Below are 18,573 nucleotides of genomic sequence, written 5' to 3' on the forward strand. Positions count from 1 at the left end.
TCAGCAACCCCCGCCTCCACCGGACGGGCCTCCCCCCCATGGGTTGGGGTTGCGGGGCCCCTGTCCCTTGGGCTGCCAGGGGCCGCCGCCGCCGCCATTATTGCTATTCCAGGGCATGAACTGTCCTTCGTCTCGTCCGAACTCGTCAACTTTCGTTGCCCTTGATGTGGGTCCTGATCGGCAGAAGGTCAACGCCGAACATAGGTTCGAAAGCGAAAGTCTGCTTCGTCATCGGCCGATTTGGTGAAGGATTGCTCCTTCGCAACCCTCCAGAGGGCGGCATCGATGGGCGGAAAGGTCGCATCCCCGGCGGGTTCAAGCGCGACATCGGTGATCTCGAGCCGGTGGGCGACATCGAGGAACAGGCGATAGATCTCTCCGCCGCCGGCCACGAAAACCGTCTTCACGCCCAGCTTTTCAGCTTCCTCGCCCGAGATTGCGAGCGCCTCGCTCTGGGAATGCGCCACATGCACGCCCTCGGACTGCCAGGCGCCATCCCGCGTGAGCACGATCATCGAACGGCCGGGCAGCGGCCTGCCGATTGAGTCGAAAGTCTTCCGGCCCAGAATGATCGGATGCCCCATGGTCAGCGCACGGAAACGCTTGAGGTCGCTCTTCAGCCGCCAGATCAACCGGTTGTCATCGCCGATCACGTGATTCTTCGCCTGCGCGGCGATGAGCACGAGTTCCGGTGCCATCATACCGCTACCGGCGCCTTGATGGCCGGGTGCGCGTCGTAACCTTCGATGGCGATGTCCTCGAAACGGAAATCGAACAGGTTTTTCACCTGCGGATTGAGCTTGAGACGCGGCAGCGCGCGATGCTCGCGGGAAAGCTGCAAACGCGCCTGTTCGAGATGGTTCGAATAGAGATGCACGTCGCCGAAGGTATGCACGAGATCCCCCACATCGAGATCGCTCACCTGCGCGATCATGTGCGTCAGCAGCGCGTAGGAGGCGATGTTGAACGGGACACCCAGGAATAGATCTGCCGAGCGCTGGTAAAGCTGGCAGGAAAGCCGCGGCCTCGCCGCGCCCTTGGGTTGCGCCACATAGAACTGGAACAGGCAATGGCAGGGCGGCAGAGCCATTTTCGGAATATCCGCCGGGTTCCAGGCCGAGACGATGAGGCGACGCGAATCCGGTGCACGCTTCAGATCCGCCAGCAGGCCCGCCATCTGGTCGATGGTTGTGCCGTTGGGGGCCGGCCAGCTCCGCCACTGGCGACCATAGACCGGCCCGAGTTCGCCATTCTCGTCCGCCCATTCATCCCAGATGGAAACACCTTTATCTTTCAGATACTTGATGTTCGTGTCGCCGGAGAGGAACCAGATCAGTTCGTGGATGATCGATTTCAGATGCAGCTTCTTGGTCGTCACCAGTGGGAAGCCGGCCTGGAGATCAAAACGCAGCTGCGCGCCGAAGAGCGAAAGCGTGCCGGTGCCGGTGCGGTCGATTTTCTCGACGCCCTCGTCGAGCACGCGCTCCATCAGATCGTGATAGGCCCGCATCGCCCTCTCCTTCCGGTGCCGCCGCTTTCTTCAAAGCCAATGGCCGCAAACGAAACAAGGAGGGTCGATGCTCTCCTTGAAAGCTATCCACATCGCATGAGCGCCCGCGATCAATCGTCGCAGGGCCTCACTTCGGATGGAACATCGACAGCGCCTTGAAGTGCTCGGCGATGAGATAATAGACCGTGATGCGCGACTTGGTGCGGTCGGCCTTCATCTTTTCGCACTGGGCCTGCACGATGCCGGCGAGAACCGCGTCGCTCTCCTTGCGCCCGAGCTTCTTCTTGCAGAAATTCTCCACCACGCGCTTCACTTCCTCCGGATCACTCGCGGCGACATAACGCGTGTCTGCCTTGCTCATCACCAGAGCATAGGTCTTGGCCAGACCCTGGACAGCTTTCTCATCCACGGAACTCGTGTATTTCCTGATGTCGGCAAGATGGTCCATCGTCGATTTCCTCCAAGCGGAACGCTTGCCCCGAGCGCCCTTTCCCCGGAACTTCGCTTATCGATCTGGAGCATGATTCCGGGGCGAATGCCACAGTTTCCGCAGCATTTCCCCGGAGTTTTCGCGCGAAAGCCGCAGGTTGCGATTGGCCCTTCAATTCCGGACCGGTCATCCCTATAATGAAGTTGCCGTCCTTCGGGTCGGCTATGGCGATACACGGCGATCGTAATAAACCCATCGGACCCGGGGGCAGTACCCGGCGCCTCCACCCAAATCCTTTTTCAACAAGGATTTCGGCGGGGGCGAAACAGGATCGACGAGGGCGTAAAGGGTTGGTCGTCGCCCGGCATGATACCGCCGTCATCGGGTCAACTTACTAGTTGCCAACGACAACTATGCTCCGGCTGCTCAGGCCGCGTAACGCGGTTTGAAAGACCGAACCAAAGCCCTTCAGGTTAGCCCCTGAAGGCGGGGCCGGCAGGGGCCTGGCAACAGAACCCTGCCACTTCCCCTTTCCCGATTTAATCCCGCCCGGTTCATTCTGCGGGTTTCTTCATGCTTTCGAATCGCGCCATAGGTGACAGGCGCGGCCTGATCGCATTATGCTGCCCGAACCGGTGTTTATTTTCCCAGCCTTTTTGCGAAGTCTGAACGATGACCGAGCCCGCATCCGAGGATCTGATCCGCTACGATGTCATGGTGCAGCAGGCGCTGATCGGCGTCGTGCGGAAGGTCCTGCAGGATGCCGCCAAGCACGGCCTGCCGGGAGAGCACCATTTCTATGTCTCGTTCCGCACCGATGCTCCGGGCGTGCGCCTTTCGTCGCGCCTGAAGGAGAAGCATCCGGACGAGATGACGATCGTGCTCCAGCACCAGTTCTGGGATTTGCTGGTGACGGATCATGCCTTCGAAGTCGGCCTCTCCTTCGGGGGGGTGCCTGAGCGCCTGCTCATCCCCTTCGAGGCGATGACCGGCTTCTTCGATCCATCCGTGCAGTTTGGGCTGAAATTCGCCGTGGACGAGGCCCTGGCCGACAACGATGCCGAGGCGGATGACGAGGGCGAGGGTTCCGCCCGTGACACGCTTGAGCAGATTTCCGCCCGGGAGAAGTCCAGCACCGGCAAGCCGAAGCCGATCGATGCCGATAACATCGAGGCTGCGAAGGCCCCGCCGGCCACGAAGAAGACGCGCAAGCCCAAGTCTGAACCCGCAGAGAAGGATGCCCGCAAGACTGAGGCGGCAAGCCCGGCGCCGAAAGGCGATGACGCGGCCGCGCCGCCCGCTGGTGCCGAGGTTGTAAGCCTCGAAGCCTTCCGGAAGAAGAAATAGCGCCCGACTGACCAAGCCCGACTGACCAAGCCCGACTGGCAGCACGGATCTTGCCGACCGGCATCGGGACGGAAGCAAGGAAAACGGCGCTCTTCCCCTTTCCGCCGATTGCTCCGGAGCCGGGGCTTCGCTAGAAGCGCGCTCATTCCGGCTGACCATTCTCCGATAAGGCGCGACCATGGCGACCCGCACTGAATCCGATACCTTTGGCCCGATCGAGGTGGATTCCTCGGTCTATTGGGGCGCGCAGGCCCAGCGTTCGCTCGGCAATTTCAGGATCGGGTGGGAAAAGCAGCCGAAACCGATCATCAAGGCCTTGGGCGTGGTGAAGCGCGCGGCGGCGGAAGCCAATATCGCGCTCGGCAAGCTCGATCCGAAGCTCGGCGAAGTCATCATCAAGGCCGCGCAGGAGGTGATCGACGGAAAGCTTGACGCGCATTTTCCGCTTGTCGTCTGGCAGACCGGCTCGGGCACGCAGTCCAACATGAATGCGAACGAGGTGATCTCGAACCGCGCGATCGAGATGATGGGCGGCGAGATGGGCTCCAAGAAGCCCGTCCACCCGAACGATCATGTCAACATGAGCCAGTCCTCCAACGACACCTTCCCCACGGCGATGCATATTGCCTGTTCGGTGGAGGTGGTCGAGCAGCTCATTCCGGCGCTGAAGCACCTGCATGGCGCGCTGGATGCAAAGGCGAAGGCCTGGGCGTCGATCATCAAGATCGGCCGCACCCACACGCAGGATGCGACGCCGGTGACGCTCGGGCAGGAATTTTCCGGTTACGCCAAGCAGATCGAGAACGGCATCGCCCGCATCGAGATGACGCTGCCAATGCTGATGGAACTCGCGCAGGGCGGCACGGCGGTCGGCACCGGCCTCGCTTCCCCCATCGGCTTTGCCGAGAAGGTGGCCGAGCGCATCGAAGCGATCACCGGCCTCCCCTTCACTTCCGCGCCGAACAAGTTCGAGGCGCTCGCGGCGCATGATGCGATGGTGATGACCCATGGCGCGATCACCACCGTGGCGATGAGCTGCTTCAAGATCGCGAATGACATCCGCTTTCTTGGTTCGGGTCCGCGTTCGGGCCTCGGCGAACTCGCGCTGCCGGAGAACGAGCCGGGCTCGTCGATCATGCCAGGCAAGGTGAACCCGACCCAGTGCGAGGCGCTGACGCAGGTGGCCGCGCATATCCACGGCAACAACGCGGCGATTGGCTTCGCCGGATCACAGGGTCATTTCGAGCTGAACGTCTTCAACCCGATGATGGCCTACAATTTCCTGCAATCGGTGAAACTGCTCGCGGATGCCGCGATCTCCTTCACCGATAACTGCGTGGTCGGCATCGAGCCGCGGCTCGACAACATCGAGCGGGGACTCAAGAATTCGCTGATGCTGGTGACACCGCTCAAGGAAAAATATGGCTACGACCTCGCGGCGAAGGTCGCGAAATACGCGCACAAGAACGGCACGACCCTGCGCGAGGAAGCGATCGCGCTCGGCATTTCCGGTGAGGATTTCGATGCAATCGTCGACCCCTCGAAGATGATCGGGCCGGGCTGAGGCAGAGCCTTCAACGGTATTTCGCGGCCGAGATGAACTTGCCGAAGCGCTCGCACCAGATCACGACCGCGCTGTAAGAATTGACATCCACGCCCTCGGGAACGGGGGCGATGAAGCCTGAAAAGCTCTTCACATCCCCGATGCGGAGGGATTTTTCCTTGATGGCGAGGAAGGATGCCTCGTCATCCACGAAATCCGGCGCGAGATAGAGCTTGTAATCCGGTCCCGGCGAAAGCCGTCCGCGATGGGCGATTTGCCTCGGCGTCACGAATACCTCGCCCTCGCCCCAATGCAGCAGGTCGGAACCCTTGAGATCGGTGCGGAACTCGCCGCGGAAACTGGCGGAGCGTTCCACATCCAGCACCGCCGTGGGTGGCGGCGCGCTTTCGGCCACGAGAACGGGCAGCAGATAGATGCCCAGCGCGATTCCCGCGACGAAGGTCACGATGTGGCTCAGCAGCAGAAACAAACGGCGCATGGGTTTCCCCTTCCGGCGGGTTGCGAAGGCCCGGGCAATGCCTCACCCTTCATGCCTGCCATTCCCCTCACGCGAGGAGTCACAGATGAGCGACAACGTGGTCCGGCTCCGGACGTTCCGCAAGGCGAAAGCCCGAAACGAAGCGGAGAAGCGAGCCGAAGAGAACCGCATCAAGTTTGGGCAAACCAAAGCGGAGAAGCAAGCCCGCAAGGCCGAGGAGGCCCGCGCCGGCAAGGCTCACGAGGCGGGGCGGATCGTGCTCACCAAACCGGGGACCGACCCGCATTGACGCCGGCAGCGCGCTGCGCGTATCGCGGACTCCGATCTGATTGAATGAGGCCTTCCGTTCTCATTCCTTATCATTTCACGCATTTTCTTCGACCAACCGGTATCCAATGGATCGGAAAATGCTCTAGCCTGCCTTTCGAGTAACATCGCAAGGCCCGGCGGAACGGGTGCATCCGGGGGAGAAATGCATGCGTCGCCTTCTGCTTTCGCTCGCCTTCACCGCGCTCGAATGAGCGCGGTCGTCAAACGCTCACTCACTATTGCCGGCCATCGCACCTCAATCTCGCTGGAGGAGCCGTTCTGGCGGCTCCTTCAAGCCGAGGCGAAGGCGGCCGGCATCAGCGTTGCTGCGCTGGTTGAGCGCATCGATGGCGCAAGGCGCGACACCAATCTCTCCTCGGCTCTGCGCATCCATCTCGTCACGCGGCTGATGGAAGGCGGTGCCCTCAGGGGCTCAGCTGCGGAACAAGATTGAGCGGTGCGGCTGTTGGGGCCGGAGGCTCGGCGGCTCGCCGGAGTTCGGCCTCCGCCTCCATGCGGCGACGCTGATTCTCGGCCTCGGCGCGGCGGCGTTCATTCTCCGCCTCGGCGCGGCGACGCTGGGCCTCGGCTTCCACCCGGCGCCGCTCGGCCTCGGACTCGACCCGGCTGCGGCGCAGGAAGAACGAGCGCTCGCGCTGGTCGGCCTCGAAATTCTCGATCATCTCGAGATCGCGCTGGAGCCCCACGGCCAGAAGCCCGTTCAGCAGGGCCGAGACGGAAAGCTGCCGTCTTGGTTCGCCCGGTGGGATGCCGGCCCGGCCGGTCCAGCTCAACGCGATTTCCGGCGGCGCACCGCGCCAGCCTTTCGGCAAGGCCAGCAGGCGCTGCGTCAGCCGCAACTCGTAGGTGAGGCGCGGAAGATCAAGCACGAAACCCGGCTGGATCGTCACCGATCCGACATTCACGGGCAGGGCGGGAAGACGCAGCACGCCGCCGGCCAGCGTGATGGGCAGCGACAGCGGCGGCAGGCGCGCCGGGCCTTGCTGCAGTTCTGCATCCAGCAGGCCACCGAGGCGATTCTCGTCGATCGGCGAAAGCTCGGTCATCGGGCGCTGGAAAAGCCGGGACATCGCCGCAGGGTCGGCCGCGGGGAGGGTGAGGCTTTCGAGCTGCATCTGTCCCGCGCCACCGAGATTGGCGAGAAGATCCCGAAAGCTGCGGCCCTGGCTTGTCAGCGGGATTTCGCCCTCGGCCCGCGCCGAAACACCCGGAAGGGCCAGCCGGGAGAAGGCGAGGCGCACGGCGAGGTTCACGCCCTCCCCTTCCCGCAGAAGCGTGAGCTGCCCGCCGAGGCGCGCGTCGCCCTGCTCGGCATCAAGCCCCTCGATCGCGAAAAGACCGGGCGCGAATCGCAAGACGAATTTCGGTTCCGCGAGGCGAAGCCCTTCCGCAAGGGTGAGGGAGCGCGCCTCGATCCAGAGATCCCCAGGGCGGAAAGGCGGGATGGGCGCGGCGAAAGGCCGGGACGAAACGGGCCCTTGCAGCGTCGTGAGCCCCGCCTGCGGCAGGACGGTCGCCAGAAGGGTCGGCAGATGCAGCTCTCCCAGCCGCAATTGCCCGGCGACCTGCCCGCCCCGTGCGAAATCGAACGAGATCTCGCCCTGCACCGGATTGGGGCCGATCTCGCCGGAAAAGGCGGTGAGAGTGAGCTTGGCGGGTTCCGCGAAGAAGCGGCCCTGCAGCCGGGCGGGCGTGCCATCGGGAAGAACGGGCGCTCCGCCGCCCAGGGCCCGATGGAGCGGCGCGAGATCCACCGCCCGCAGGGTGAAAAGCCCGTCCAAGGGCTGTGCCCGGAACAGGCTGACACCCCCATCGACCGAAACCTGCGTGCCGAGCACATCGCCATCGAGTTTCAGCATCATCTGCCGGCGCGGGTTGCCTTCCAGCGCCAGGGTGAGCTTGCCCGGCTGGACCGGAAGCCGCACGCCCGCTGGCGGTGCCACTCCGGCGATCTGCCGGACAAGCCGGGCGCCATCGGTCTGCGACACCTCGCCGGTGAGCGAAAGATGAAGCTCCGAGCCGCGCAGTTCGGATTGCGTCTTCACCGCAACCGTCGAGCCGCCAAGCCGGCCCTCGGCCTCGACCGCCCAGATCGTCTCTCCACCCTTCTGGTCGATGCGGATGCGCGCCAGCGCCAGGGCCGGTTCCAGCAACCCCGCCCGCGCCCGCAGGGCCGAGGTCCAGGCGCCGGGAGCGATGGCCTCGGCCATGCGGGAGAGGTCTTCGAGCTTTTCGGCATCGACCTTGGCGGTGGCGACCATCTCGCCTTCCGCGATCTGGCCCGAGAGGCGGATCTCCTCGCCCGCGCGGCCCCGCAAGGTGAGTTCGTCGAGCCGCGTGCGCGGCCCCTCCCGGGTGAAGCCCAGACGGATGGAGCCAAGGCCCCGCCCGTCATAGATCACTTCGCGGATATCCAGCCGCCCGTCGATGCCGAGCCACAAGGCCGGGCTGCCGAGCGGATCGCCAAGGCCGACGAGGCGCGCGTCGAAGCGGTCGGCATCGAGCGTGAAGGCCAGCACGGGCGGAAGGCTGCGCCCCGGCGGGGACGGCGTGAGGCTGACGCGGCCACGCAACTGGCCAGCCGGGCTCTCGACCACGAGATCGGAAGCTTCCAGCCGGCCCTGGTTGCGCAAAAGCCGGGCAGCGAGGCTTATTTCGTTTGGCAAGCCCTCCGGCACCGCAAGCCCGAAGGCGCGCGCGAAGGCCGGGAGATCGGCAAAGCCGAGCCGCGCCATGCCGTCCAGCGGGTCGCGGGCATCGGCACTGCGCTCGAATAACAGGCTGTTGCGGCCGGCAAGCCGCGCCTCGAGCCGGTCGATGGCCAGCGCCCCTTCACGAAAGCCCATTTGCAGGCGCACATCCTGCGCCGCGCCATTGGCCAATTGCACCTGCGTGATGCCGAGATCCAGCGCGAGATCCACCGGCACACTCTCGCGCAAGGTCTGGCTCAGCCAGTCGAGCACCGCATTTCCCTCCGCGAGCCAATCGCGCGGATCGGGATCACGCTGCGGATCGCGGGTCATGAGGCGGGCGAGATCGAAGCGCCGGGCACCCAGTTCGAGGCGCAGGGCGGGCCGCGCGCCGGCATAATCCAGAAAGCCCTTGCCGGTGGTCGCGAGGCCCCGCTCGCCGCCGATATTCAGCGCGATCGGATCTGCCAGAACCTGACCGGCCTGAACGAGCAGGCGGGCCTGAAGATCGAACGGCATCTGCACTTTATCCCCGCCTCGCCCAAAGGTCGGGTTGCCGGTCACCTGCACCTGTCCGTCGAAGGTCGAGGGCGTCGTTGCGCCAGGCTGGCCCAGCCAGCCATCCAGCGTGGCGCGGATCGCCCGCGGGTGATCTTCCCCCGTGGCGCGGAAACGCGCGCGCCCATCCTCGAAGCGCCCCACCTGACCGCGCCATTCCCGCCCCTCGCGGGGGATGAGCACCTCGAAACGGAAGGGCCCGGCGAGATCGGGGGCCTCCAGCATCACATCCAGCGGCGGCGCGATCGGCTCGTCGCTGCCTGCGCGAAGCAGGGTCAAGCCCTTCAGCGTGAGGCGATCGAGTCCGATCCTGCGGCCGGAACGCGCAAGTTCACCCGGCTTCGGCACCAGATCGAACGTTTCGACTCTGAGGGCGACATTGTCACCCCGCGCCTCGGTGAACTGGAAAGTGCCGCGCGCCAGGGCGGTGAGGTCCAGAGACAGCGTGAGCCGCCCCGCTTTCAGAAGCGGGCGATCTTCCGGGCCGATCGAAACCTCGTCCGCGTCGATTTCCGGCCTCGGCAGCAGCGAGAGGCGAAGCTCTCCACCGAAGCGCACGGGTTGGCCGATGGCGGGTGACACCAGGGCGGCGATACGCTCGCGCCAGGGCTTCCAATCCAGAAAGGGGGGCACGGCGGCCAGCGCCACAAGGGCGAGCGCCAGGAGCGCCGCCAGTGCCGTGAGGCTTTCCCTGATGATCCGCAAACCCTGGCCACCTCGTTCCGACCGGGATTGATTCCCCGATGCTCGCCTGACGCCACCAATCTAGCGCGAGCTTTCCTGAGGATCACGACCCAATCGTGACGATCTTTCCAGGATTCATCAGGTTTTTCGGGTCGAGCGCCTGCTTGATGAGCCGCATGGCATCCAGAGCCGGCGCGCCAAGCTCGGTTTCAAGGTATTTGATCTTGCCCTGCCCCACGCCATGCTCGCCGGTGCAGGTGCCTTCCATGGCCAGAGCCCGCTCCACAAGCCGGGCCATGAAGCCCTTCGCGGCGGCGATTTCCGCCTCGTTCGACATGTCGATCAGCGGCAGGCAGTGGAAATTTCCGTCGCCCACGTGGCCCACGATGGGCGATATGAGGCCCGTGGATTCAAGATCGGCCTTGGTCTCGGCGATGCATTCCGCGAGGCGCGAGATCGGCACGCAGACATCGGTGGAAATGCCTTTCGCGCCGGGTCGCAGCGTGAGCGAAGCCCAATAGGCATTGTGGCGCGCCTCCCAGAGCTTCGTGCGATCCTCCGGCTTCGTGGCCCAGCTGAAGGGACCGCCACCGAGATCGGCCGCAATTTCGCCGAAGCGCTCGGCCTGTTCGGCCACGCCCTGATCCGTGCCGTGGAATTCCACGAAGAGCGTCGGCTGCTCCGCCAGGTTCAGCTTGGAATACTGGTTGCAGGCGCGGATCTGCACCTCGTCCAGCAACTCGATGCGCGCCACCGGCAGGCCAGACTGGATGGTGAGGATCGTGGCATTCGCCGCGCTCTCGATATCCGGGAACGGGCAGATACCGGCCGAAACGGCCTCCGGCAGGCCGGAGAGCTTCAGCGTGATCTTCGTCACGATCCCCAACGTGCCCTCGGAGCCCACGAGCAGCCGCGTGAGATCATAGCCGGCGGAGGTCTTCTTCGCGCGCCGCGCGGTCACGAGCTTCTCGCCATTGGGGAGAATGGCCTCGAGCGCCAGGACATTATCCTTCATCGTGCCATAGCGCACGGCATTGGTGCCGGAAGCGCGGGTCGCCACCATGCCGCCGATCGAGGCATCCGCGCCCGGATCGATGGGGAAAAAGAGCCCGTGGCTCTTGAGATATTCGTTGAGCTGCTTGCGCGTCACGCCCGGCTCGACCACGCAGTCAAGATCCTCGGGATGCACCGCGATGATCTTTTTCATGCCCTGCATGTCGATGGAAACGCCACCGAATGGCGCATTCACATGCCCCTCCAGCGAAGAACCGGTGCCGAAGGGTACGATCGGCAGGTGATGCGCGGCGGCGATGGTCACCGCATCGCGCACATCCTCCTCGCTTTCGGCGAAGACCACCACATCCGGCGGCTGGTTGGGGATCCACGTCGTCGTATGGGCATGCTGCTCGCGGACCGACTGGCTGGTGACAGCGCGATTGCCGAAACGGCGGTGCAGTTCCAGCGTGGCAGCGGCCACGGCTTCGGGTGACGGGCGCATCGGTTTTCCTTCCCTCTCCGGCCTGTTGCGGTCACCGGATATGGGTCAGTGTGACTGACCTATTTTCAGAATTCAAGCTTCATGGCGCGGCCGGGCGGTGCACGAGCCGGGTCTGGCCACGGCGGCGGTAGAACATGCGGCCATAGATGTCGCCCATCAGCGCGCGGCGGTAATCCAGGTAATCGAGGATGGGGTCCCACGGGCATTCCTCGTCGAGCACCGCCTCGAAACCCTGATCGCGGAACACCGCCTGCATGGAAAGCCGCGCCTTGCGGTTCTGGAATTCCGCGAGCACCAGCGCGGTTTTCGTCAGGTCGAGAGCGGCGAGCACCTCGGCCTCGCCGCCCTCGATGTCGATCTTCACGATATCCGCCGAGCCCAGCGTCTCGGGACGGATGATATCCACCTCGAAACTCGGCTCGATCACGCCCTCGCGGAAGGTATCGCCGATGTAACGCAGGAGGCCCGCCTCGCCGTCACCGGCATAGCGGCTGAAGAAGGCCTCGCGGGCCTTGTTGGAGGGGTAGATCGCCGCGTTGAAGGGCTGCACCTCACCATAGCCCGCGAGGTTGCGCTTCAGGATCGCGAAGGTCTCCGGGTTGGGCTCGAAGCAGCGCACCCGGCTGCCGGGCCAGCGGCGCGTGGCCCAGAGCGCGAAGGAGCCGACATTCGCTCCGATATCGAGAATATCGAGATCGGTGCCGTCATGGTGGCTCTCATATTCGCCATCGAGCACGTAGCGCACGGCGGAGAGCATCGCATCCGGGCATTCGATGCTCACGGGCACCGCCACCGTCAGGCGATGCTCGCCCGGTCTCACCTCAGACATTCAAACCCTCATCCCGGCTCAACCCGACCCGGATGGGAGCTTATCGATCAATTGCGCCCGAGGAAATCGTTCTTGCCGATATCCACGCCGCCATTCCGCAGAATTCCGTAGGTGGTCGAGAGGTGGAAATAGAAATTCGGCAGCACCACGAAGTTGAGATAGGTAAGGCCGGGGAAGGACATCTCCTGCCCACGCATCTTCAGCGTGATGGTGCGCTCCTCGCTTCCATCGATTTCCGCATCGGGAATGGCTGCGATGAAGGCGAGCGTCCTGGCAATGCGCTCCTTCAGTTCGGGAAGGGTGGCCTCGTTATCGGGCCATGACGGATTCTCGCGGCCCGCGAGGCGCGCCACCGCACCCTTGGCAAAATCGCAGGCGATCTGCACCTGTCGGGTCAGGGGGAACATGTCCGGGAAGAGGCGCAAGGTCATGAAAACCGCCGGGTCTATCTTCTTCGCCTCGCAATGCGCCGCGAGCTTGTTGAGGATGCGATCGAGCGCGCCGAGCATGTGCATGAAGGCGGGCTTTGTGAGCTGGCTCATTGCGGGCATGGTGTGATTCTCCGGAGCAAGGTTTGGCCGGTGGGCAGACTGGTGCCTCACGGCTCCGCTTGCAAGGGCTGCGACCGCGCGAATGCACGAAGGTTGCTTGCGCGAAATACCGCTTGGCCCCATTTCAGCAAGCGGGCGCGAAGCGCGCGAATCAGTGATGATCACGTCATTTCACGGCTCATGAAGCAAAGGAACCCGGATTGTCCGATCCGCTCTCCCTCGATGAATGGACACCCGCGCCCGCGCATCCGGCGGGGGGCATCGCCGCGCGCGCCATGGCCGCGTCGCGTCCGGCTGTCCATCTGCAAGGGTTGAACCCGGAGCAACTGCGCGCCGTGGAAACGCTCGATGGCCCCGTGCTGGTGCTCGCGGGCGCAGGCACGGGCAAAACCAGGGTTCTCACGAGCCGCATCGCGCATGTCATCGCCACGGGCCGCGCGCGGGCCGGCGAAATCCTCGCCGTGACCTTCACCAACAAGGCCGCGCGCGAGATGAAGGAGCGCATCACCGCGTTGATCGGCGCCGTGGGCGAAGGCATGCCATGGCTCGGCACCTTCCACTCCATCGGCACGAAGATCCTGCGCCGCCACGCCGAACTCGTGGGCCTGCGCCCGGATTTCACCATCCTCGACACCGATGACCAGATCCGCCTGCTGAAGCAGATCCTGCAGGCCGAGAATATCGACGAGAAACGCTGGCCGGCCCGTGTGCTCGCCTTCCAGATCGACGCCTGGAAGAACCGCGCGCTGACCCCCGAGAAGGTCTCGGCCGGCGAGGGGCATGTCTTCGCGGAGGGGCGCGCACGTGAACTCTACAAGCTCTACCAGGAGCGGCTGAAGGCGCTGAACGCGGTCGATTTCGGCGATCTGCTGCTCGAGAACATCCGCCTCTTCCAGGAAAACGCCGACATCCTCGCCGATTTCCAGCGCCGCTTCCGCTTCATCCTGGTGGACGAGTATCAGGATACCAACGTCGCGCAGTATCTCTGGCTGAGGCTGTTGGCCGCCGGCCACCGGAACCTCTGCTGCGTGGGCGATGACGACCAGTCGATCTATGGCTGGCGTGGCGCAGAGGTCGACAACATCCTGCGCTTCGAGAGGGATTTTCCCGGCGCGGCCGTGATCCGCCTCGAGCGGAATTACCGCTCGACCGGGCATATCCTCGGCGCGGCCGGGCATCTCATCGCGAAGAACGAGGGCCGCCTCGGCAAGACGCTCTTCACCGATGGCGAGGAGGGTGAACGCGTCTCGGTTGCCTGCGCATGGGACTCGGAAGAGGAAGCGCGCATGGTGGCCGACGAGATCGAGGCGCTCCAGCACAAGGGCCATTCGCTGCAGGAAATGGCGATCCTCGTGCGCGCCTCCTTCCAGATGCGCGAATTCGAGGAGCGCTTCATCACCAATGCCATTCCCTACCGCGTGATTGGCGGCCCCCGCTTTTATGAGCGCGCGGAAATCCGCGATGCCCTCGCTTACTTGCGCATTGTTTCGCAGCCGGCGGATGATCTCGCCTTCGAGCGCATCTTCAACACGCCGAAGCGCGGCCTCGGCGATGCGGTGCTGAACGCATTGCACGCCTATGCACGGCCCAATCGCGTGCCGATGCTGCAGGCGGCGCGGGTGCTGATCGAGAGTGACGAGATTTCCTCGCGCGCCCGGCCGAACCTGCGCGCGCTGGTGGAAAACATTGGCCGCTGGGCCTCCCTCATCGAAACCACGCCGCACCACGAGCTTGCGGAAATGATCCTCGAGGAATCGGGCTACACTGACATGTGGAAGAAGGACCGCTCGGCCGATGCCGCAGGGCGGCTCGACAACCTCAAGGAACTCGTCCGTGCGATGGAGGAGTTCGAGAACCTCGCGGGCTTCCTCGAACATGTCGGCCTCGTGATGGAGAAATCGCAGGGCGAAGACGAGGCGCGCGTCTCGATCATGACGCTTCATGGCGCGAAGGGCCTCGAATTCGAGACCGTCTTCCTGCCGGGTTGGGAGGAAGGCCTGTTCCCGTCGCAGCGCACGCTCGACGAGCAGGGTCGTGCGGGTCTGGAAGAGGAGCGTCGGCTCGCCTATGTCGGCCTCACGCGCGCCAAACGCCGTGCGAAGCTCTATTTCGCCACCAACCGCCGCATTCACGGCCTGTGGCAATCGACCGTCCCCTCGCGCTTCGTGGATGAATTGCCGGCCGGGCATGTCGAGGTGGTCGAGGGACAGGGCACCTATGGCTCGATGCAGCGCATGGGTTACGGCATGGGCGGAAGCCGCTTCGACAAGATCAATCCCACCGCCGCCAATTACCAGACGCCGGGCTGGCAGCGCATGCAGGCGGCGCGCGAAGCGGGCTTCACGCCCTCCCGCGCCCCGCAGGAGCCGGGCCGCGGCTGGGGCACCGGCGGGGCATCCCCGCGCACCATCGAGGGGCGCGTGCTCGCCTCCTCCACCACGCAATCCTCGCGCTACAGGCAAGGCGACCGGGTGTTCCACATCAAGTTCGGCCCGGGCTCGGTGGCGGAAGTCGATGGCAACAAGCTGACGGTCGATTTCGACAAGGCAGGCCGGAAGATGGTGCTGGAGAGCTTTGTGCAGGCGGGGGCGTGAGCTTTCGCGCACAAAAATCTTTTTAAATTCAGATACATAACGAACAAGACCATTCACAAGCGCTGACAACAGTGACCAGCCAAAAAAGCGCGTAGGATTATTTCGTTAACGAAATAAATCGCCCGAATTTTAGTTAATCCGGAGATTCAAAGGCGGGAATCAAACACTTGCCGCCGCGGAAAAACACGCGAATGATCGGCTAATCATTGGAATAACACAGCTTTTTTCGCTTGCTTTTACAACTTGATTATCGAGGCAGACAAATGGGCACTAATGGGAGTCGCCTTGATTCGATTAGGAGCGACCTTCATGCCTCCCATTCTTCGCGATTGTCGCGACATTATCCGCCGCCTGAAGGCGGAAGGGTGGTATGTCCATCGCAAGGGACCGGGCGACCACATTCAATTCAAGCACCCTGCAAAGCCCGGCAAAGTGACTGTTGACGGTCTCAGTCGAAAAGACTTGCCTGAGGGCACGGTTCGGTCAATCTACCGGCAAGCGGGTTGGCCGTGGAAATGAGCGAGCGGAAAAATGGCGCATTACATCGCCATGGTGCACAAGGACAGCGATAGCTGTTACGGCGTGTCTTTCGCCGATTTTCCGGGCCAGATCACGGCAGCCGATAGCCTCGACGAGGCGGTGGAACAGGCCGCCTCGCTTCTAAATTTCATTGCGAATGGCTGGGAAGTGGCAGACAGCCCCTTTCCCGAACCCCGCACCATCGACGAATTGCGGAAGGACCCGGTCTTTGTTGAAGATTCCGCGGAAGCGATCCTGATCGCGGTGCCACTGCCGCGCCAGCATTTCCGCCCTGCGGCAGAATAACCAGCTCTTGCATCCCGCGCCGGCCTCGCTGCATAAGCCGGCATGCCCATGTCTTCCCGTGGCTTGCCCGCCCCCACCACGCTCGCGCATCTCGTGACCGATGAGCCAACCGCCCGCGCCATTGCCGATGGCATGAGCGAACTCTTCGAGCCCGAGGAGATCGCCACCGCCGCCTTCGAGATCGCCTCGCTGGAAGCGGGCCTGCGCGGGGCTTCCACCGCGCCTGCCAAGATCGCGCCTGTCAAGACCGCGCCTGTCAAGACCGCGCCCGCAAAACATGGCCGCGAGGGCGCGATGGGCACTCTCCACCCCGATGAAACAGGCCCGTGGCGGCTGGAACTGCACTTCGCCTTTGAGCCCGACGAGGATGATATCCGCGCGATGGTCGCGGGATTTTCGTCGGAAGAAACGGCCGAAAAGCTTGTTTTCGAGCCCATCGCCGCGAACGATTGGGTCGCCTCTGCGCTGGAAGGCCTCAAGCCGGTCACCGCCGGGCGCTTCGTGGTGCATGGCGCACATGATCGCGGCGCCGTGCGCATCGGGCAGATCGGCATCGAGATCGAGGCCGCTCTGGCGTTTGGAACAGGCCATCACGGCACCACGCGCGGCTGCCTCGAGCACATCACCGCCCTGCTGAAGCGCCGCCGCCCGCGGCGGATCGTGGATATCGGCACCGGGACGGGCGTGCTCGCCATCGGCCTCGCGAAGGCGCTGAACCAGCCGGTGCTCGGCGGCGAGATCGACCCCGATTCCGTGGCGATCGCGCGCGAGAATGCGCGCCTCAACGGATTGGGGGATCGCCTCAAGGTGCATCGCGCGGCTGGACTGCAGCATCCCGCCTTGCGCCGCTCCAACCACTACGATCTCATTCTCGCGAATATTCTCGCGCGGCCGCTGAGGGGCATTTCGCGACAGGTGGCGCTGGCGGCGGGGCCGGGCTGCGAACTCATCCTCTCCGGTCTCCTGCCGGGTGACGTAGCGGGCGTGCTCTCGGCCTATCGACAGCAGGGCTTCGCGCTCGTCGCAAAGCGGCAGATCGAGGACTGGGTCAGCCTCACGCTGAAGCGAGGCGGGCAGGGTCCGCGGCCGCGCTGAAAGCCAGACAGGAAAAAGCCCCGGGTGGGAGGAACCCGGGGCTCTCCTTGGCCGGCGCGCGAGGGAGGAGAGCGCGGGACCCGGCCGACTTTCGCTTGAAGCGTTACTCGGGGCTGAGGCCCGGGTAGCGGCGGCGGCTCGCGATATAGGCGGCGCGCGCTTCAATCATCACTTCGACCATGAAACGGATGGCCTTGAGAATGTTCGGGATGAGGGCCATGTCCGGCTCCTTTCAAAAAAGGGGATGACGTCAGTCGTTCGACGCCAGGAAGGGAAGTTCGCGCGCAACCTTCGTGGAGCGGTTGCCGGCGAATTCGCGCAGGGAATGGCCGTAAATGGCCTCAATGCGGCGGATTTCGCGCTCGGCTTTTGCCTGGTTGCTGGCGGCGATCGCATCGATGACGCGACCGAAGAAGCCGCGCTTCGCCGGCTTCGCCTGGCTTTTCTCGCCCGCAAGCGGGAGAAGCGCGTCGGAATAAACACTGGTATTCATCGGGTCACTCCTTTTTTCAGAGGCGGTCCGGCAACCCCCTTCTTGCGAACCGATGGCGCCCATCGCCATCAGCCTGCTGCCGTCCGTCTTGTGGAGGAAAGATGCGCCTTGTGCTGCGTCGCAACAAGAGGAGCGAGCGCAACCAAGACATGCGTAAAACGCATATATATGCCACAATTTGTGAAAAGCAGCTTCATTTATGCATGAATGATGAACAGCCCGCCCCCCAATCGAGCAGAACTCCACAAACCATGAGCAGGCATATTCTGGCCGAACATCGCTTGAAGCGCAGGGCATGGCCCGTTACGATTTCGACTTTCCCGAAAACAGGACCGAGCCCTTCGTGCCGCGCCTTCGCCCCGTTGCTCCACATTTCTCCCAAATCCAGGCCCGGTTCCAGAGCTTCACCGAGCGCGGCGAGCCGCAGCACGGCGCCGCGCGCGCCAAGGCGCTGCGCAAGGTGCTGAAATCGCTGAAGCTCGATGGAATTCTGGTGCCGCGCGCCGATATGTTCCAGGGCGAATACATCCCGGCTTCCGAAAATCGCCTGGGCTGGCTCACGGGATTCACGGGCTCCGCCGGGTTCGCGATTCTCATGGCGGATCGCCTGCCGCTCTTCGTCGATGGCCGCTACACCGTGCAGGCCAAGGCGGAGGTGAATGGCAAGCTGATCACTGTCGTGCCGCTGGCCGAGACAAGCCCGGATGCCTGGCTGAAGCGCGAGGCGGCGGGCACGCGGATCGGCTATGATCCCGCTCTCTTCACCGCGCGCGGCCTCGCCCGGTTCGAACGGGCCGCAAAGGAAGCGGAGATCACGCTGGTTGCGACCGGGAAAGACCCCTTCGCCACGGTCTGGGAAAACCGCCCCGCACCCCCCGCGACCCCTGTGATAGATCACCCCGAAACCTTCGCGGGCGAAAGCCGCGAGGCGAAGATCGCGCGATTGCAGGAGAGCCTGCGCGAGCAGAAGCTCGGCGCGCTGCTCGTTTCGGAATGCCCCTCGGTCAACTGGCTGTTCAATATCCGCGCGGGCGATGTGCCGCACCTGCCGATCCTCCGCGCCTTCGCGCTGGTGCCGGCGGAGGGCAAGCCGAGCC

General features: G+C 64.1%; 18 protein-coding genes and 1 other RNA gene. 10 read left to right on the forward strand and 9 right to left on the reverse strand.

The features are described 5' to 3' along the window. Positions 1-188: 188 nt before the first annotated feature. From ACKODO_RS11175 to ACKODO_RS11185, 3 genes are all read right to left on the reverse strand, one after another. A complete protein-coding gene (locus ACKODO_RS11175) occupies positions 189-698 on the reverse strand; it encodes a dihydrofolate reductase (protein ID WP_408983510.1) in 510 nt (169 codons plus the stop codon). Continuing rightward, positions 698-1,510, reverse strand: a complete 813-nt coding sequence (locus ACKODO_RS11180; protein WP_408983511.1) for a thymidylate synthase — start codon at positions 1,508-1,510, stop codon at positions 698-700. The genes ACKODO_RS11175 and ACKODO_RS11180 overlap by 1 nt, the downstream gene beginning before the upstream one ends. 127 nt (positions 1,511-1,637) lie before the next feature. Then, entirely contained in the window at positions 1,638-1,958 is a 321-nt protein-coding gene (locus ACKODO_RS11185) for a DUF2853 family protein (protein WP_408983512.1), read from the reverse strand. A 148-nt stretch (positions 1,959-2,106) separates the two neighbouring features. Between ACKODO_RS11185 and ssrA the strand changes: the two genes are divergently transcribed. From ssrA to fumC, 3 genes are all read left to right on the forward strand, one after another. Further along, positions 2,107-2,465, forward strand: a transfer-messenger RNA (tmRNA) gene (gene ssrA / locus ACKODO_RS11190). 147 nt (positions 2,466-2,612) lie between these two features. Then, positions 2,613-3,287, forward strand: coding sequence for an SspB family protein (locus ACKODO_RS11195; protein WP_408983513.1), 675 nt, complete (start codon positions 2,613-2,615; stop codon positions 3,285-3,287). A gap of 178 nt (positions 3,288-3,465) precedes the next feature. Next, positions 3,466-4,851 carry a class II fumarate hydratase gene (gene fumC, locus ACKODO_RS11200; RefSeq protein WP_408983514.1) on the forward strand — a complete coding sequence of 462 codons (1,386 nt, stop codon included), beginning with the start codon at positions 3,466-3,468 and terminating at the stop codon, positions 4,849-4,851. Positions 4,852-4,861: 10 nt separating this feature from the next. On the opposite strand, the gene ACKODO_RS11205 is transcribed toward fumC, so the two are convergent. Beyond that, a complete protein-coding gene (locus tag ACKODO_RS11205) occupies positions 4,862-5,329 on the reverse strand; it encodes a DM13 domain-containing protein (protein WP_408983515.1) in 468 nt (155 codons plus the stop codon). A gap of 85 nt (positions 5,330-5,414) precedes the next feature. Between ACKODO_RS11205 and ACKODO_RS11210 the strand changes: the two genes are divergently transcribed. Continuing rightward, positions 5,415-5,618, forward strand: coding sequence for a DUF4169 family protein (locus ACKODO_RS11210; RefSeq protein WP_408983516.1), 204 nt, complete (start codon positions 5,415-5,417; stop codon positions 5,616-5,618). Between the two features lie 228 nt (positions 5,619-5,846). Next, on the forward strand, positions 5,847-6,092 hold the full coding sequence (locus ACKODO_RS11215) for a ribbon-helix-helix domain-containing protein (RefSeq protein ID WP_408983517.1): 246 nt from the start codon (positions 5,847-5,849) through the stop codon (positions 6,090-6,092). Here the strand turns inward: ACKODO_RS11215 and ACKODO_RS11220 are convergent. From ACKODO_RS11220 to ACKODO_RS11235, 4 genes are all read right to left on the reverse strand, one after another. Then, positions 6,064-9,612 carry an AsmA family protein gene (locus ACKODO_RS11220; RefSeq protein WP_408983518.1) on the reverse strand — a complete coding sequence of 1,183 codons (3,549 nt, stop codon included), beginning with the start codon at positions 9,610-9,612 and terminating at the stop codon, positions 6,064-6,066. The genes ACKODO_RS11215 and ACKODO_RS11220 overlap by 29 nt on opposite strands. Before the next feature lie 82 nt (positions 9,613-9,694). Further along, on the reverse strand, positions 9,695-11,089 hold the full coding sequence (locus ACKODO_RS11225; protein ID WP_408983519.1) for an FAD-binding oxidoreductase: 1,395 nt from the start codon (positions 11,087-11,089) through the stop codon (positions 9,695-9,697). 79 nt (positions 11,090-11,168) lie between these two features. Then, positions 11,169-11,918 carry an FkbM family methyltransferase gene (locus ACKODO_RS11230; protein ID WP_408983520.1) on the reverse strand — a complete coding sequence of 250 codons (750 nt, stop codon included), beginning with the start codon at positions 11,916-11,918 and terminating at the stop codon, positions 11,169-11,171. 47 nt (positions 11,919-11,965) lie between these two features. Beyond that, the gene (locus tag ACKODO_RS11235; RefSeq protein WP_408983521.1) at positions 11,966-12,469 is read right to left on the reverse strand and encodes a DUF1993 family protein; all 504 of its coding nucleotides are present in this window, start codon (positions 12,467-12,469) and stop codon (positions 11,966-11,968) included. Between the two features lie 200 nt (positions 12,470-12,669). Here ACKODO_RS11235 and ACKODO_RS11240 point away from each other — a divergent pair, with 200 nt between their 5' ends. From ACKODO_RS11240 to ACKODO_RS11255, 4 genes are all read left to right on the forward strand, one after another. Further along, complete coding sequence (locus ACKODO_RS11240) at positions 12,670-15,063, forward strand: ATP-dependent helicase (RefSeq protein WP_408983522.1); 2,394 nt, start codon at positions 12,670-12,672, stop codon at positions 15,061-15,063. Positions 15,064-15,372: 309 nt separating this feature from the next. Further along, positions 15,373-15,582 (forward strand): type II toxin-antitoxin system HicA family toxin, encoded by a 210-nt coding sequence (locus ACKODO_RS11245; RefSeq protein WP_408983523.1) that lies wholly within the window; start codon positions 15,373-15,375, stop codon positions 15,580-15,582. 12 nt (positions 15,583-15,594) lie between these two features. Further along, the gene (locus tag ACKODO_RS11250) at positions 15,595-15,888 is read left to right on the forward strand and encodes a type II toxin-antitoxin system HicB family antitoxin (RefSeq protein WP_408983524.1); all 294 of its coding nucleotides are present in this window, start codon (positions 15,595-15,597) and stop codon (positions 15,886-15,888) included. A 48-nt stretch (positions 15,889-15,936) separates the two neighbouring features. Next, complete coding sequence (locus tag ACKODO_RS11255) at positions 15,937-16,983, forward strand: 50S ribosomal protein L11 methyltransferase (RefSeq protein WP_408983525.1); 1,047 nt, start codon at positions 15,937-15,939, stop codon at positions 16,981-16,983. Between the two features lie 250 nt (positions 16,984-17,233). Here ACKODO_RS11255 and ACKODO_RS11260 read toward each other — a convergent pair whose 3' ends face one another. Further along, positions 17,234-17,545 (reverse strand): hypothetical protein, encoded by a 312-nt coding sequence (locus ACKODO_RS11260; protein WP_408983526.1) that lies wholly within the window; start codon positions 17,543-17,545, stop codon positions 17,234-17,236. Between the two features lie 226 nt (positions 17,546-17,771). Here ACKODO_RS11260 and ACKODO_RS11265 point away from each other — a divergent pair. Then, on the forward strand, positions 17,772-18,573 hold an 802-nt coding region (locus ACKODO_RS11265; protein WP_408983527.1), incomplete at its 3' end, for an aminopeptidase P family N-terminal domain-containing protein.

The sequence above is a fragment of the Rhabdaerophilum sp. genome (assembly GCF_046092605.1).
GTDB lineage: Bacteria > Pseudomonadota > Alphaproteobacteria > Rhizobiales > Beijerinckiaceae > Rhabdaerophilum.